The 16,306-nt window shown below is 39.8% G+C and carries 18 protein-coding genes; 14 read left to right on the plus strand and 4 right to left on the minus strand.

Translation table 11 applies throughout. The features are described from left to right. Positions 1-6: 6 nt before the first annotated feature. The 9 genes from J2S78_RS04805 to J2S78_RS04845 all read left to right on the plus strand — a co-directional run bounded on the left by J2S78_RS04805 (position 7) and on the right by J2S78_RS04845 (position 9,593). Positions 7-531 carry an RDD family protein gene (locus tag J2S78_RS04805; RefSeq protein ID WP_306896773.1) on the plus strand — a complete coding sequence of 175 codons (525 nt, stop codon included), beginning with the start codon at positions 7-9 and terminating at the stop codon, positions 529-531. A gap of 281 nt (positions 532-812) precedes the next feature. After that, complete coding sequence (locus J2S78_RS04810; RefSeq protein ID WP_306896775.1) at positions 813-1,493, plus strand: DUF2953 domain-containing protein; 681 nt, start codon at positions 813-815, stop codon at positions 1,491-1,493. Beyond that, a complete protein-coding gene (ytfJ, locus tag J2S78_RS04815; RefSeq protein ID WP_306896778.1) occupies positions 1,493-1,924 on the plus strand; it encodes a GerW family sporulation protein in 432 nt (143 codons plus the stop codon). The genes J2S78_RS04810 and ytfJ overlap by 1 nt, the downstream gene beginning before the upstream one ends. Positions 1,925-2,048: 124 nt before the next feature. Next, entirely contained in the window at positions 2,049-2,549 is a 501-nt protein-coding gene (tpx, locus tag J2S78_RS04820; protein WP_306896780.1) for a thiol peroxidase, read from the plus strand. Positions 2,550-2,824: 275 nt separating this feature from the next. Next, positions 2,825-3,817 (plus strand): class I SAM-dependent methyltransferase, encoded by a 993-nt coding sequence (locus J2S78_RS04825; RefSeq protein WP_306896782.1) that lies wholly within the window; start codon positions 2,825-2,827, stop codon positions 3,815-3,817. A 223-nt stretch (positions 3,818-4,040) separates the two neighbouring features. Next, on the plus strand, positions 4,041-5,228 hold the full coding sequence (locus J2S78_RS04830) for an acetate kinase (RefSeq protein ID WP_306896785.1): 1,188 nt from the start codon (positions 4,041-4,043) through the stop codon (positions 5,226-5,228). 528 nt (positions 5,229-5,756) lie between these two features. Next, positions 5,757-6,962 (plus strand): argininosuccinate synthase, encoded by a 1,206-nt coding sequence (locus tag J2S78_RS04835; protein ID WP_306896787.1) that lies wholly within the window; start codon positions 5,757-5,759, stop codon positions 6,960-6,962. Then, complete coding sequence (gene argH, locus J2S78_RS04840; RefSeq protein WP_306896789.1) at positions 6,959-8,338, plus strand: argininosuccinate lyase; 1,380 nt, start codon at positions 6,959-6,961, stop codon at positions 8,336-8,338. The genes J2S78_RS04835 and argH overlap by 4 nt, the downstream gene beginning before the upstream one ends. Before the next feature lie 118 nt (positions 8,339-8,456). After that, positions 8,457-9,593 carry a zinc-dependent alcohol dehydrogenase gene (locus tag J2S78_RS04845; RefSeq protein WP_306896791.1) on the plus strand — a complete coding sequence of 379 codons (1,137 nt, stop codon included), beginning with the start codon at positions 8,457-8,459 and terminating at the stop codon, positions 9,591-9,593. A gap of 71 nt (positions 9,594-9,664) precedes the next feature. Here the strand turns inward: J2S78_RS04845 and J2S78_RS04850 are convergent, their stop codons facing one another. Beyond that, positions 9,665-10,102, minus strand: coding sequence for a universal stress protein (locus J2S78_RS04850; protein ID WP_306896793.1), 438 nt, complete (start codon positions 10,100-10,102; stop codon positions 9,665-9,667). Between the two features lie 169 nt (positions 10,103-10,271). Between J2S78_RS04850 and J2S78_RS04855 the strand changes: the two genes are divergently transcribed. The 4 genes from J2S78_RS04855 to J2S78_RS04870 all read left to right on the plus strand — a co-directional run bounded on the left by J2S78_RS04855 (position 10,272) and on the right by J2S78_RS04870 (position 13,846). Beyond that, positions 10,272-11,030: an SDR family oxidoreductase gene (locus J2S78_RS04855; RefSeq protein ID WP_306896795.1), complete on the plus strand. Its 759-nt coding sequence runs from the start codon at positions 10,272-10,274 to the stop codon at positions 11,028-11,030. Positions 11,031-11,093: 63 nt separating this feature from the next. Then, positions 11,094-11,468: a hypothetical protein gene (locus J2S78_RS04860; protein WP_306896797.1), complete on the plus strand. Its 375-nt coding sequence runs from the start codon at positions 11,094-11,096 to the stop codon at positions 11,466-11,468. A gap of 106 nt (positions 11,469-11,574) precedes the next feature. Beyond that, on the plus strand, positions 11,575-12,258 hold the full coding sequence (locus J2S78_RS04865) for a metal-dependent hydrolase (RefSeq protein WP_306896799.1): 684 nt from the start codon (positions 11,575-11,577) through the stop codon (positions 12,256-12,258). 277 nt (positions 12,259-12,535) lie between these two features. Then, positions 12,536-13,846 (plus strand): CBS domain-containing protein, encoded by a 1,311-nt coding sequence (locus tag J2S78_RS04870; RefSeq protein ID WP_306896801.1) that lies wholly within the window; start codon positions 12,536-12,538, stop codon positions 13,844-13,846. Between the two features lie 129 nt (positions 13,847-13,975). On the opposite strand, the gene J2S78_RS04875 is transcribed toward J2S78_RS04870, so the two are convergent. Continuing rightward, a complete protein-coding gene (locus tag J2S78_RS04875) occupies positions 13,976-14,287 on the minus strand; it encodes a YtpI family protein (protein WP_306896803.1) in 312 nt (103 codons plus the stop codon). 103 nt (positions 14,288-14,390) lie between these two features. On the opposite strand from J2S78_RS04875, the gene J2S78_RS04880 reads away from it, so the two are divergent. Then, a complete protein-coding gene (locus J2S78_RS04880; protein WP_306896805.1) occupies positions 14,391-15,341 on the plus strand; it encodes a DHH family phosphoesterase in 951 nt (316 codons plus the stop codon). A gap of 30 nt (positions 15,342-15,371) precedes the next feature. Here J2S78_RS04880 and ytrI read toward each other — a convergent pair whose 3' ends face one another. Continuing rightward, positions 15,372-15,878, minus strand: a complete 507-nt coding sequence (gene ytrI, locus J2S78_RS04885) for a sporulation membrane protein YtrI (RefSeq protein ID WP_306896807.1) — start codon at positions 15,876-15,878, stop codon at positions 15,372-15,374. Beyond that, positions 15,875-16,213 (minus strand): sporulation membrane protein YtrH, encoded by a 339-nt coding sequence (gene ytrH, locus J2S78_RS04890; protein ID WP_125555106.1) that lies wholly within the window; start codon positions 16,211-16,213, stop codon positions 15,875-15,877. Before ytrH ends, ytrI begins: the two co-directional genes overlap by 4 nt. Between the last annotated feature and the right edge of the window lie 93 nt (positions 16,214-16,306).

Raw genomic sequence — 16,306 nt, forward strand, 5'->3', positions numbered from 1 at the left:
GCTCAGATGGATATGAATACGCCGGATGAAAAGGAAGTCAGTGAAAAGCAGCAGACAGAGACGGAAACGAGTATGTCAGATTACGATAACGAGCGTGAGACTCCTAAACCTACATTGAAATATGCAGGGTTTTGGATGCGGTTTTGGGCGTATATTATCGATTTAGTGATTGTTTCGAGTTTAAACGGTCTTTTACTGAGCCCATTCTTGTTTGTAGATCAAATCAGCGTTATGGGATTTTTCACCTTACAAGGTATTCTTAGTGCGGTTACGTCCTATATCTATTTCTTATTGATGACAAAATGGCTCGGTCAGACGCTTGGCAAGATGATGTTGGGACTGAAAGTGGTACGCAAAGATGCTACAGCTCCGCGGTGGTCAGATTTAGTTTTTCGGGAAATTATCGGCCGTTTTATGTACCGCAGTCTCGTTTTTACAAATATAATATATATTATTGTCGGTTTTACTGATCAAAAGCAAGGGATCCATGATGTTTTCGCAGACACTAGGGTCATTCATATTGAAAAATAAAAAAGGGAGCGTTTGGTTCGAAAGGAACCGAACGCTCCCTTTTTTAGTTCAGAAAGGGATGCTGCGGGTGACTTTTGAACAATGTAGGATATTCATTTTGTTGTTTTCCTCTAGATGAGGCGGAGGAAGGGGTGTTACCTTTCCGGTTCAAACTGCTCGCGGCTCTCAAGGTGCTTTCGCTTCTCCTATGCTAAAACGTTAAGTCATCCATCACACCGTGAAGGTTAAAGAAGGAAAGAATTGGATATAATGGGAGCAGTAAATAAAAAGGCGGAAGATGTATGGGATGGGTAATAGGAATCTTAAGTATTTTAATTATTCTTGTAGGTGTCGTGGTCATTACTCCTGTGACCTTGTCGTTTCAATTTATACAGAAAAAAACAAATCAAGATCTTTATTTAAAAATAACGGTATGGCATGTTTTTTATAAAACATTTGCACTTCCTGTCGTCTCTTTTGAAGAAGAAACGGGATCTCTTGTAATGAAAGAGAAAACGAAAGCTTCTACAGGAAAAATAGAAGAAAAGGATATTAAAGAAACACCAGAAGAATTTCAGAATCAGGTGGAATCGCTCTGGCTATGGATTCGTCATATAACAGGATTGCGCACGATTTTGCATTCTTTTTTGAATAAATGGAAGGTTAAAGATTTTTACTGGAAAAGCAAAATTGGAACGGGGGATGCAGCTTGGACAGGATTGCTGTCTGGATCATTATGGTCTGTGAAGCATATCGCCGTTGGTTTGATGTCGGCTGTATTACAGCTAAGGTGTGATCCACAAATAGATATCGTGCCCGATTTTCAAAAAACAGCTTTAGATGTAGAGTTCTCATGTATGGTAACAACACGTCTCGGGCATGCTATCATTGCAGGAATTCGTGTCATCAAACACTTAAAAGGAAACATGTTTTCGTTGTGGAAAAAATCGAAAGAAGAATTGCGAAGGGAGGAAGCATCCTAATGACAGATCATCCTATTCAAGGTTTAATGCGGACAGCGATGGAAAACTTAAAAGAAATGGTGGATGTAAACACGATTGTTGGTGATCCAGTAGATACTCCAGACGGTAGTGTTATTATTCCCGTAACAAAGGTAGGTTTCGGATTTGCTGCAGGCGGCAGTGAATTTATAACAAAGGAAAGCTCTGCATCAGTGCCAGAACATCCTTTTGGTGGCGGGAGCGGGGGAGGAGTTTCCATTACTCCTGTCGCATTCCTGATCGTTGGATCAAATGGAGTTAAGATGGTACATCTTGACGAGAATACGCACCTATATGAAAAATTACTTGAATTCACACCTCAAGTGGTGGAAAAAATTCAAGACATGTTAAAAGGGAATCAGTCCAACCAATCGACTAACCAAAATAATTATGGACAAGAACCTCCCATTTAATGAAGACCCGGGTAGATTATTTCTCCCGGGTTCAGCTTTTGCCATCTCCATAAATTGATAAATTTTCTCAAAAAGCGTACGATAGAATTGTACATAGTAAGATTCAAGAAGGGAGAGAAATAATATGGCTAATGTTACATTCAAAGAAACGCCGATGACTCTTATGGGGAATGAAGTGAAACCAGGCGATAAAGCACCAGATTTTACAGTACTAGCTAACGACTTGTCAGAAGTTAGTCTTAAAGATTCAAAGGGGAAAGTCCGTTTAATTAGTGTCGTACCATCTGTAGATACTGGTGTATGCGATCAACAGACGCGCCGTTTTAATGAAGAAGCTGCGAACCTTGATAACGTAGAAGTTCTTACAATTAGTTGCGATCTTCCTTTTGCTCAAAAAAGATGGTGCGCGGCAGCAGGTATCGAAAACTTGCAAGTACTGTCCGATCACCGTGACCTTTCTTTCGGAAAGAATTATGGGGTAGCGATGGAAGAACTTCGACTGTTAGCACGTTCTATTTTCGTTATTAACAGTGATGGTGAAGTCACATATACAGAATATGTGCCAGAAGCAACGAATCATCCAGATTATGACGCGGCTATTGATGCTGTAAAAAAGGCAAAATAAACCCGGCATTGAGCGAAGGAATCGTCCATCAATTTTTTCATCTCTGTTTTAAGAAACATAGCGTATGGCATCGTAACTTGGTCGGCATTATCCAAATGTTGTCCCTGTGTGATCCAAACCACAGCTTTGCGCTGAAACAGCCGCAGAAAACCCTGTTCTGAAATGTATCGGAACAGGGTTTTCATATTAAACGCAATAATTTAAATTCTTCTCTATTTCTGCTATACTTTCGAAGGAAAAGTGAAAGAAGATGATTGTAGAAAGGGCGATGTCTCGTGCAACCGGTAACGGAGATAGAAAAACTGCATACATTAATCGATGAAATGGCTTCATCGATTCAAAAGCACACAGATGTTACGTATCTAGAAGCGCTAGCTGAAGCAGGCGAGAATATATTTCAACATGACATCATTCAGAATTTGCCAGATGATGAAAAGAAAAGACTTGAAGAAAAACTACAGCAAGAACTTCCAGAAGAGATGAAAAAAGAACAAATCCGTAAAGCTTTCCAATTGGCAGTCATCAAAGGGATGAAGGAAGCGGTGCAGCCGCACCACGCCATGACTCCTGATGCTGTTGCGATGTTTATGGGCTATCTTGTGGAGAAGTTGACATCAAAAAGAGAATCGTTAGCACTGCTTGATCCTGCCGCGGGAACTGTTAATTTGTTGAGTGCGGTATTAAATCAAATTCCAAAAGAAACGATTGCGTACGGTACCGAAGTAGATGAAACGTTGTTGAAGATTGCATATGTACTGTCGAACTTACAAGAACATGATGTAGAGCTGTTTCATCAAGACAGCATTGAGAACTTAGCTTCTCCTGAAGCGGACGTTGTTGTGTCAGATCTTCCTGTTGGTTATTATCCGAAAGACGATGTAGCAGAATCATTCCGATTGAAGGCAGAAGAAGGTCATTCCTATCTTCATCACCTTATGATTGAGAAAAGCATGAGTCACGTGAAACCCGGTGGTTTTTTCGTGTTACTCATTCCGAACTTTATTTTTGAAAGTGAAGAAGCCTCTGCCCTGCATCAATTTATTAAAGATGAAGCAGTGATTCTTGGTCTCCTACAGCTTCCAGGCTCGATGTTTAAATCAGGCCAATTTTGGAAAAGCATCTGGCTTCTGCAGAAAAAAGGTCCGGAGACAGTACAGCCGGGACAAGCATTGTTAGCTGAACTTCCTTCCTTTTCGAATCAGGAAGCATTGCTAGATATGATGAAACAAATGGATAAATGGTTTAAAGAAGAAGGGTTCACCTCCTGATTCTTTAAACACTAACGGTGCTCTTTTAAATAAGAGTGCCGTTTTTATACTTTCGGCAAGCGTATACATATCAGAATTTAGTGAAAGTATTGAATTTCATTGATATAGCAGGGGTTTCTTGCATTTACGACAGTCGGGTGTTTAAATAGAAAAGGTGAAAATGATCGAAGAAATTGCTGATTTAAAAACGAAAGTTTAATTTAATAAAAAAGGAGCATTATTTATGGCTAATATTATGGCAATCAATGCTGGTAGTTCATCGTTGAAGTTTCAACTATTGCGTATGCCCGAAGAAAAAATCATAACAAAGGGTGTAGTAGAAAGAATTGGTTTAGATGGTTCAATTATTACTATTGAACTTAATGAAGAGAAAGTAGAAAAGACTCCTGATATTCCAAATCATGCAGAAGCAGTAAAAATTTTGTTAGATGCTCTAACTGATTATAATGTTATTCAGTCTCTTGATGAAATTGATGGCATCGGGCACCGTGTTGTACATGGAGGAGAAAAGTTTTCTGATTCTATCTTAATTGATGATAACGTGATTGAGGCAATAGAAGAAGTAAGCGAACTGGCTCCACTTCATAATCCTGCTAATCTAACAGGAATAAGAGCGTTTAAAGAAATTTTGCCGAATGTACCAGCAGTCGCTGTTTTCGATACAGCGTTTCATCAATCGATGCCAAAAGAAAAATATTTATACAGTATTCCGTATGAATATTATGAGCAATATGGAATACGTAAATATGGGTTCCACGGAACATCTCATAAATATGTAGGGCAGAGAGCAGCTGAATTAATGGAACAACCACAAACTGATCTCAAAATCGTTTCATGTCATATTGGCAATGGTGTTAGTGTTACCGCTATTGATGGGGGCGAATCGGTAGATACATCGATGGGTTTCACACCACTTGCCGGTGTTACGATGGGAACTCGTTCCGGAAATATTGATCCTGCTCTGATTCCATTTATGATGGAAAAAACGAATCAATCCGCCGAAGAGATTATATCGATGTTAAATAAGAAAAGCGGTCTTGTTGGGTTGAGTAATGTTTCAAGTGATGTGCGAGATGTTGAAGGAAAAGCAAATGAGGGTAGTGAAAAAGCCCAGACGGCTTTAGATATATATGCAACGAGAATTCATAAGTATATCGGAACGTATGCAGCAAGTATGAATGGCTTAGATGCTATTGTTTTCACGGCTGGGGTAGGTGAAAACAGCCTGACTATTCGAGAAAAAGTATGTCAAGGACTAGAATTTATGGGCGTTCAATTTGATAAAAATGCAAACCAGACAAGAGGAGAAGAAGCGTTTATTAATAAAGACGGCTCTCCTGTCAAAGTGTTGGTTGTACCAACGAATGAAGAAGTAATGCTCGCCCGTGATACAGTTCGGCTCGGCCAATAGAATATAGGACGTTAAGAGCGGGCTCTCTGATGATCAGGGCCCGCTTTTTGTGTTCATCACTAGTTTGCAGCAGAAGCGAATACAACGGGAAAAGCATAAAACGAAAATTCTTTGAGAACACCTCTGCTGCAAACGGATGTTGGACTATTTTCCAAAGCTTTGTATTTCTTGATTTTTTCGCAAAGGTTACAAAAATAGTGGAAATGAATATAAGTGTAGAAAATGCAAGTATATTCATCGTGGTTTTATTATGTTTAAAAGTGTAATGCAATTAAAAAAGCTATTATAAAAGGGGATGAAAGATAATGGAGCTAGTTTTTCTAATGAGTTAAAAATAAATTTTTATGCTTTTTTGTGAATAAGTATTGCAAATCCCTACAAGTCTTGTTAAAGTATTTAGTAACAGCAAACAGTTAATATGAATGAAATCGAAAGTGAGGCCAAGGCCTCTCCAATTTTTGCAAAACAATGTATAAAAATAATAACTTTAGTATGAATATTCATACCGGAGATGGAGGGTATAGCACCATGGCGAAGAAAAAGATTGTATTGGCATATTCCGGAGGACTTGACACATCAGTTGCTATTCGGTGGCTTGCAGATCAAGGATATGACGTAGTGGCAGTTGGATTGGACGTAGGAGAAGGGAAAGATCTTGAATTTGTGAAAGATAAGGCATTACAAGTTGGCGCTGTTCAATCGTATACCGTTGATGCTAAAAAAGAATTTGCAGAAGAGTTTGTCCTTCCAGCTATGCAGGCACATACGCTTTATGAACAAAAATATCCACTTGTTTCGGCATTATCAAGACCGTTAATTTCTAAAAAACTGGTTGAAATAGCTGAACAAACGAATGCTGACGCTGTGGCTCATGGTTGCACGGGGAAAGGAAATGACCAAGTTCGTTTTGAAGTGTCTATTCAAGCGTTGAATCCGGACCTTGAAGTCCTTGCACCTGTAAGAGAATGGGGATGGTCTAGAGACGAAGAAATAGACTATGCGAAGAAAAATGAGATTCCGATTCCTATTGACCTTGATAATCCATACTCCGTGGACCAAAACCTGTGGGGAAGAAGTAACGAGTGCGGAGCGTTGGAAGATCCGTGGGCTACCCCTCCAACTGGAGCATATGAACTAACGGCGCCACTAGAAGAAACACCGGATGAACCTGACATGGTAGAAATTGAGTTTCAACAAGGAAAGCCGGTTGCATTAAACGGGACATCTTATGAATTGGATGACTTAATTTTGAAATTAAATGAAGTGGCTGGAAAGCACGGAGTAGGCAGAATTGATCATGTGGAAAACAGAATGGTTGGTATTAAATCAAGAGAAGTATATGAATGTCCGGGTGCGATGACGCTCATTACTGCCCATAAAGAATTAGAAGATCTTACGTTACCAAAAGAAGTAGCACATTTTAAACCAACTATTGAGAAAAAGCTATCTGAAGTAATTTATGACGGCCTTTGGTTTTCTCAAATCAGAGACGGGTTGGAAGCCTTTTTAAAGGAAACTCAACAAAATGTAACAGGATTGGTAAGAGTTAAACTCTTTAAAGGACATGCGATCGTAGAAGGAAGAAAGTCAGATCTTTCTCTTTATAATGAAAAGCTTGCCACCTATTCTACAGACGATGAGTTTAACCATCAGTCAGCGGTTGGATTCATTAACTTGTGGGGACTTCCTACAAAAGTACACAGCATGGTGAACAAGAAAGGTGTCAACGTATGACGAAATTATGGGGTGGAAGATTTACAAAAAGCGCGGAAGAATGGGTGGATGCCTTTGGGGCATCCATCCCTTTTGATAAGGAGCTTGTAGAAGAAGATATTGAAGGAAGTCTGGCTCATGTGAAAATGCTCGCTGCCTGTAATATTTTAACAAACGATGAAGCGTCAACAATCAAAACAGGTCTTGAAACCCTTTTAGAAAAAGCAAAGAAAGATGAGCTAGACTATTCTATTCAAAATGAAGATATTCACTTGAATTTAGAAAAATTTTTAACAGATGAAATAGGTCCGGTCGGGGGAAAACTGCATACGGGCAGAAGTAGAAATGATCAAATAGCGACAGATATGCATTTGTACTTAAAAAAACATACTGAGGAAATAATGGATGCTATCAAACAGATGCAACAGGCGCTTCTTCATCAGGCTGAACAACATATTGAAACAATAATCCCGGGCTATACTCATTTACAAAGAGCGCAGCCAATATCTTTTGCCCACCATTTGCTCGCCTACTTCTGGATGCTTGAACGTGACTACGGACGGCTTCAAGACAGCTTGAAGAGAATGAATGTGTCGCCGCTTGGAGCAGGAGCTTTAGCAGGTACAACTTTTCCAATTGACCGTCATTATTCGGCGGAGTTATTAGGCTTTGATAGTATTTATGAAAATAGTCTGGATGCAGTGAGTGACCGCGATTTCATACTTGAATTTATGAGTGCGTCTTCGATGATTATGATGCATCTCTCCCGTTTGTCCGAAGAAATGATTCTTTGGTCAAGCCAAGAATTTAACTTTGTGGAATTAGATGATACGTTTGCGACAGGAAGCAGTATTATGCCGCAAAAGAAAAACCCGGATATGGCAGAATTAGTGCGCGGAAAAACGGGGCGTGTGTATGGAAATTTTGTTTCATTGTTAACGCTGTTAAAAGGTCTGCCGCTTGCTTATAATAAAGATATGCAGGAAGATAAGGAAGGCATGTTTGATACCGTTACAACGGTGAAAGGATCTATTAAGATTTTTACTGGGATGATTGAAACCATGACAGTAAACACAGATGTGATGGCAAAAGAGACCCATTCGGATTTTTCGAATGCGACAGAGCTGGCTGATTATCTAGCATCAAAAGGACTTCCATTCCGGGAAGCGCATGAAGTTGTTGGAAAGCTTGTGCTCACGTGTATCGAAAGAGGTATCTATTTATTGGATTTACCGATGACTGATTATAAACAAGCGAGCTCCTTGTTTGAAGAGGATATTTATGATGTGCTGAAACCTTCTACTGTGGTGGCTAGACGAAATAGTGCGGGTGGAACTGGATTTGAGCAAGTTCGTAAAGCAATTGAATCGGGAAAAACCGCATTGCAGCAAAAGTAAAAAGAGGGGCTGGTCCAAAAGTGATTTTGAGACCAGCCCCTTCTTGATGATGCAAAAAGTGTATTACGCCCATATTTAGGGGACGCTAGGTACGACTTTTTAAAAAGGAGTACAAGCCATGAAAGCTGTAACCTATCAAGGGATAAAAGATGTAAAAGTAAAAGAAGTGGCGGATGCAACCATAGAAAAGAAAGATGATGTTTTAGTTCGTATTACCAGTACAGCGATTTGCGGATCTGATTTACATCTAGTGCACGGCATGATTCCGCATTTTCCGGAAGGCTATATTATTGGTCATGAACCGATGGGAATTGTAGAAGAGATAGGGCCTGATGTTACAAAAGTGAAAAAGGGAGATCGCGTAATTGTGCCGTTTAATATCGCCTGCGGGGAGTGTTATTACTGCCAACATGAACTGGAAAGTCAGTGTGATAACTCGAATCCGCATGGAGAAGCAGGCGCTTATTTCGGCTATTCCGGGACGTTTGGAGGGTATCCTGGCGGCCAGGCGGAATTGCTGCGTGTTCCTTATGGAAATTTCACACCGTTTGTCGTTCCAGAAAGTTGTGAGCTGGAAGATGAAAAGATTTTGTTTTTGTCGGATATTATTCCAACCGCTTATTGGGGTGTAGAACAGGCAAATGTTAAACAAGACGACACCGTTATTGTATTAGGGTGCGGACCGGTGGGACTGCTTGCGCAGAAATTTGCCTGGATGAAAGGCGCGAAACGGGTAATCGCGGTTGATTATGTGCAATACCGTCTTGAACACGCAAAACGGGCTAACAATGTTGAAGTCTTTGATTTTTCTAAATTTGATGATTTAGGGAGTCATTTAAAGGAGCTAACCAAAGGCGGCGCTGATTCTGTAATTGATTGTGTGGGAATGGATGGGAAAAAGAATGCGGTAGAGATGGTGGAAACCGCGTTAAAGCTGCAAGGCGGAACGATGGGGCCGATTGTACTGGCAAGCCGTTGTGTACGTAAAGGTGGTACGGTCAGCATTGTCGGGGTTTATGGAACGCGTTACAATGCGTTTCCGCTCGGAGATTTTTTTGCCCGCAATATTACCTTGAAAATGGGACAAGCCCCTATTATTCACTATATACCGACCCTTTATAAAAAAATAATTAACGAAGAATTCGATCCAACCGACATTATTTCTCATCAGCTGCCGATGGATCAAGCAGCATACGGATATGATATTTTTGACGAAAAACACGATGATTGTATTAAAGTTGTATTAAAACCGTAAAAAGCACAAAAGAGTCTGTTCTCCGGTGGGGTTATCATCAAGAGACAGACTCTTCTAACTGAGATAGATTTTTAAGGCGAACGTACGATGAGTACATCGCAAGCCGCTTGTCTGGCAATAGCTTCTGAAACACTTCCGATTAACATACGTTCCACTGCATTTAAACCTGTAGCTCCAGTAATAATTAAATCAATATTATATTGTTTGGCAATGTCTTTTGGGATTTTTGATTTCGGAGAGCCAAAATCAATAACAGTGGCCACATCTTCAATTCCCGTTTGTTTTGCTTCTTCTTCGTATTGTTCAAGAAGTTCTTGTCCATAGTTTTCGGCACGTGAAACAATCGTTCTGTCATACTGTTCAATAGTGGCAAAAGTGCGAGTGTCGATAATATGAACAATAGTAAGACTGGCACTGTTTTCTTTAGCTAAATCTAAGGCTTTTTTAAAAGCAATTTTTGATTCATCGGATCCATCCACAGCAACAAGGACATTATTATACTTTGCCATATTGAAGCCCCCTCAAGAAAGATGAAATGCTTCCTTCTCTTTGTTTTCACTATTCCCTTTCTTTACATACTGCAAACGTCAATATTTTTCCTACATCCCCTCCGTTCATGTATAATTGATTATAGACAACAGAAAGAGACGCTTTTATTGATTGAAGGAGGATTCTGTCATGCGGCATGCATTGATAACCGCTGGAACGAAAGGGCTGGGAAAGATGGCGGCCGAACAATTTTTAAAAAAAGGTTACACCGTGACTGTCAGTTATTTTAAAGATATTCAGGCGGTAGAAAACCTTAAAACAGAATGGGCTGCTTATATAAATTGTATTCAATTCGTACAAGCTGATGTGACTAAAGCACAAGACCTTAAAAATATGATTTCCGCCGTGAAAGAACGGTTTGGCCGACTTGATATATTGGTGAATAATGCTGGACCTTATGTATTTGAACGGAAAAAGTTAATGGATTATTCGATTGAAGAGTGGCATGATATGATAAATGGAAATTTAACTGCAATGTTTTATTTATTTCAAGCTGCCATTCCAATCATGCGGGATCAACAATATGGACGAATCGTCACTTATGGATTTCAAGGAGCTGAAGATGCACCGGCCTGGATTTATCGTTCTGCTTATGCAGCTGCCAAATCCGGGCTTGTGTCGTTGACGAAGACAGTGTCGATAGAAGAGGCCGAATACGGTATTACTGTAAACATGGTCTGTCCTGGTGTTGTGACATCTGATTATAAGGAAGCTTTTATTGAAGATGCACAAACGGTGATTGATAAAAAAACACCAGTAGGACGTCCAGCGACAGGAGAGGATATTGCGCGGGCGATTGCTTTTTTATGCGAAGAAAATTCGGATATGATTACCGGATCTGTGTTAGAAATTACAGGCGGCGTCGATGTTTTGCATAAAAGGCGTTGAAACCATTCTATCACGTATAATGTTCAGTAAAAATTGGCATCTTACATAATGAGGTGATTAATAATGAAACGTTGGATGCTTATTTTTGCTGTGATGATATCTGTTGCTTTTCCTCATGTAGGAGAAGCAGAATCATTGAGTGAAGTTTTTCTCTTCAAGGCAACGGTGGAAGCAGATGACGAAACTTACCATTGGGAATATAACAGCCCGGATAATTTTGAATATCATGTTAATGGAAAAGCCCTGCATGGTGGAAAAGCTAAACAACAAGTAGAAGACATGTATGAAGATATTTCTTTGTCTCAAGATATGGATAAAGAAGCCATTGCAAGAGCGTTCCGGAACGCTGGATATGAAGATATGAGCCGTATTGATGTACGCTGGCAGGATGAGAATGGTGACTTATATACGTGGTTGTGGGATAAAAATCAAGAATAAAGAACCCCTTATTGATTGACGATTGTTTTTCCTATGACATATGTTTAAAAGGTGTGGTTTAATGGGAAAAGAGAATAGGAAAAACAAAAAGGAGGACATATTAGATATGAAAGTTACCTACCACGGACATTCAGTCGTCCATATTGAGACCAATGGTAAAAGTATTTTAATTGATCCTTTTATTACGGGAAATGGTGCCTGCGATTTAGAAGCAGATAAGGTAAAACCTGATGTTATTCTGCTTACACATGGACATAATGATCACGTTGGCGATACGGTTGATATTGCCAAGCGAAATGGATCCTTTGTAGTAGCTCCTTTTGAATTAGCGACGTATCTTGGATGGCAGGGTATTGACGCTCATCCAATGCACATAGGAGGAGCCCATACATTTGAATTTGGATGGGTTAAGTTAACACAAGCTTTCCATGGTTCAGCTTACACAGAAGAAGAAAATGGCAATATTGTTTATACTGGAATGCCTGCGGGAATTCTGTTTGAATCGGAAGGAAAGACTGTGTATCACATGGGAGATACCGGCTTGTATTCGGATATGAAAATGATCGGTGAACGTAATAACATTGATTTGTTGTTCGTCCCGATTGGAGACAATTTTACTATGGGACCAGAAGACGCAAAACAAGCGGTCCAGTGGACTAACCCAGGATATGTTGTTCCCGTTCATTACAATACATTCCCTTTGATTAATCAAGATGGAGATGCATTTGTGGAATCTATTGCTCCAACAAAAGGAAAAGCACTGAGCGCTGGTGAATCGATAGAATTATAAAAGGATTTCTAAAGCTGTTTCAAAGTATTTTATATACTTTTGGAACAGCTTTTTTATTTATCTGTTTTCAAACAGTACCAAAAAACGGGAGACCGTCCTTGGACTCAAAAGGGATAAAAGCGCGTGTTTAGACATTAATCTATCATCTTTGAATGGTTATAGGACAACAATCAGTCACAGTAGAACCTTGCTATGATTATATGTAAAACGTATAATGAGATATAATACAGTTCGTTATAGATATTGATACAGGTAGGATAGAAAGAGAGGTGGAAAAATGGCTACGAAACATGAACAGATTCTTCAACATATTACCGAGCTTGGAGTAGGAGAAAAAATATCCGTACGCCAAGTAGCAAAAAGCCTTAATGTAAGCGAAGGAACGGCATATCGGGCAATTAAGGAAGCGGAAAATCAAGGAATGGTAAGTACTATTGAGCGTGTGGGAACAATCAGAATAGAGAAAAAACAAAAAGATAATATTGAGAAGCTGACCTATGCCGAAGTAGTTAATATAGTGGATGGACAAGTTTTGGGTGGAAGAAATGGTCTTCACAAAACGTTAAACCGTTTCGTCATAGGGGCAATGAAACTAGAAGCAATGATGCGATATGTAGAACCGGGGAATCTGCTCATCGTCGGAAATCGTTACCAGGTTCATAAGCTGGCGCTTGAAGCTGGAGCGGCAGTGTTAATAACCGGTGGTTTTGACACAAATGAAAATGTGATCGCTCTTGCTGATGAATTAGGAATGCCGGTTATTTCGACGAGTTATGATACATTCACCGTTGCTACGATGATAAATCGTGCCATTTACGACCAGCTCATAAAAAAGGAAATTGTACTAGTTGATGATATTTTAATTCCTTTACAGGATACCTTTTTCATGACGACAGATAATACGGTAGAAAAGTGGCATGAAATCAACCAACGTACAAGTCACAGCCGTTATCCTGTCATCGATGGGGAAATGAAGGTGCAAGGGATGGTAGCGGCTAAAGATGTTTTGGGCGCAAATATGCAATTGCCGATTGAAAAAGTGATGACAAAGAATCCGATAACAGTGAAAGAACGAACGTCGGTAGCATCGGTTGCCCATGTAATGGTTTGGGAAGGGATCGAATTGCTTCCAGTTATTGATGAACAGCGTCATTTGTTGGGAGTTATCAGCAGGCAGGATGTTTTGAAAGCGTTGCAGATGACACAGCGTCAGCCACACGTGGGGGAAACCATTGATGACTTAGTGACAGGTGGTTTTCATGAAATGGGCCCTGATTCTGAATATAACTACCAAAGCGATGTAACACCACAAATGACAAACCATCTAGGAATGATTTCTTATGGGGTACTCTCGACACTTGTAACGGAAACCGGAAGTAGATTACTGCGTCAATATAAGCGCGGGGATATTGTAGTTGAAAATATTACCCTTTACTTTATTAAGCCCGTACAAATAGAAAGCACAATAGATATGAAAGGTAAATTGTTAGAAGTCGGGAGAAAACACGGAAAAGTGGATGTAGAGTTGTATCATGAAGGAGAAATTGTTGGCAAAGCGTTATTGATGGCTCAATTATTAGATCGTTAACCTTTAAGCTTTGGAAAATGTGAAGCAGGAGGCTGAAGCACTGCCCATCGAAAGCGTCTGCCTGTAAAGATTGCTTTTCGGACAGAACCTTCTGCTGTTTTAGTAGGAACAGCCTCCTATTAGGTTTCATTAGGTGTTTACCCTTTGCTCTTCTGCTTCTTTTATGGCATAAGGCAAGTATATCCGGTAAGCTCGGTAGCCTAGAACAATATTAGCAGCTCCAAGTACCAAAAATACTGAGCCGATAATGATGTCGATTGTATCTCGGTTTGTACCAAGCAAAATTGCTCCAAAAGCAGCCATGAATAAACCTATACTAATATTTGCTTTTGTTTGTATCCACTTTTTTGCTGCCGGGGCTTTTGATCGGAACGTCTTTATTTTGTAAAACACATACATTGCAAGAGCTATAACAAGTATAATGGTGAAGATTTGGGTCAATACTTTTCCCTCCTGGATTTATGAAATAAGCTATTCAACTACATTGTACTTGTCGTTAAAGTAAGATAGCAACTATAAATGATAGAAGAGAAAGGGAGATAACATGAAGCAGAACATATTGGATAGGATAGAGACTTATTCCACTATTGCTATATACCGCCATGAAAAGCCTGACCCAGACGCACTTGGTTCGCAAGCAGGGCTGGCTACTTTGTTAAAATATAACTATCCGAACAAAAAAATCTATATGATTGGAGAGGAGGAGCCTTCTTTAACCTTTCTTACAGAAATGGACAATATAGATACATCCATTTTCTCCGGTGAACCTTTTTTGACCATTGTTTGTGACACGGGCAATACCGAACGAATTGACGGCGAGGATTGGCAAGAAGGAACGGAGCTAATAAAAATAGACCACCATCCGAATGTGGAGCCTTATGGCGATACCATTTGGGTAAATACAGAAGCCAGCTCAACTTCTGAAATGATTATTGATTTTTTTCTATTTGCGAAAAAAGAAAGAAATTGGGAAATGACAACAGAAGCTGCAAGATTGCTGTATGCTGGTATTGTTGGGGATACCGGACGTTTTCAGTTTTCTAATACAAAGCCACAAACGATGCGTTTAGCAGCGGAAGTGTTAGAGTATCCCATTGATACAACCGAACTGTTTACCCGTTTTTATGAAAGTGATGAAAAAATGGTCCGTTTGAAAGGGAGAGTGCTAGAAGAGTTTGAATTGACCGAAGAGGGCTTGGGGATTATGCATTTAACGAAAGAATTATTAGAGGAGTACGAAATAACCATAAATGAATCTTCGGCACTTATGAATATATTTTCAGGAACAAAAGGTCTGCAAGCATGGGTGTTCTTTGTAGAAGAAGACGATCAGTACAGGGTAAGGTTGAGATCGAAAGGTCCTGTTATCAACGAAGTTGCTGCTAATCATAACGGTGGAGGACATCCTATGGCATCCGGGGCGAAAGCGGCTGATGAGACGGAGGTCAAAGAAATTATTGCTGAATTAAAGGAACTTTGCAGGCAGCACACATGACCGGTTGAAGCTCCGATATAAGTCGGAGCTTTATTCATCCGGTAAAATGATTTTTATATGAAGTTCAAGACTGGAATAGATATGCATTTCTTCAATTTGAAGCCTGTATTCTCGTTCTCCGACGTCGTAAACCTTGTTTTCCACTGCGTTTTTAATAAGTTCTTTTCCTTCGACGACGCTCTCGATGTTTTTATTTTTTAAGAAGTTCACTTCTCCTTCCGCCTGCTGCTTCAATTCATACAATGTCAATTCATTTAAGCGGGCTTTTTCTTGATTTGTGAAATCAATGACAATATCTTGGATGGTTAGTTTCTGTTCATTTTCCTCATTTCTTTCTCTTTCTTCACTGCGGAGGACTTCAATTTGTTCTTCTTGATCTTTGATTTGAAGCCTTTGTTTATTTAATTCAATCACTAATTCTTCATGAACGGATCCGAATTGAAATAGAAAAAAGGCCCATCCTCCGAGAGCTCCAATTAAAATACCGGCAAAGAAACGCTGCCAACCTGGACGCCTGTAGTAGGGCGGTATTCTCATGGGGAAATCTGCTCCTGTGTAATCCACTGGATAATTAATGTACCGGCGTTAGCTCCACCTAGAGCTACAAATATCATAGCAATGGTTTTATACATATCAGCGTGTGTTCCGTAAAACAACCCTCGTTCCAACGAGGTAATTGCGTCAAACGTACCTCCTATCGCTGCGACCAACGCCCATATCTTTAAACTCGAAGCGAGGTCATGAATCGTAGAAAGAGGTGGTTTTCCGATTAATAAGGCCCCCATCCCGCCTATGATGGAACCGCCTATAATAACACCGAAGGCAACAAAGAAATCCATAACAAGAGTCCCGGCAAAATCTCGACTTATCATATTTTATTCCTCCTTCTTTCCTTGCTGTGAACGATGATTATTTACTTCTATACTATAAATATAAGAAAATGACTGAAGGTATATGCTTGTTTT

This window comes from Salibacterium salarium, from assembly GCF_030813635.1.
Lineage (GTDB): Bacteria > Bacillota > Bacilli > Bacillales > Marinococcaceae > Salibacterium > Salibacterium salarium.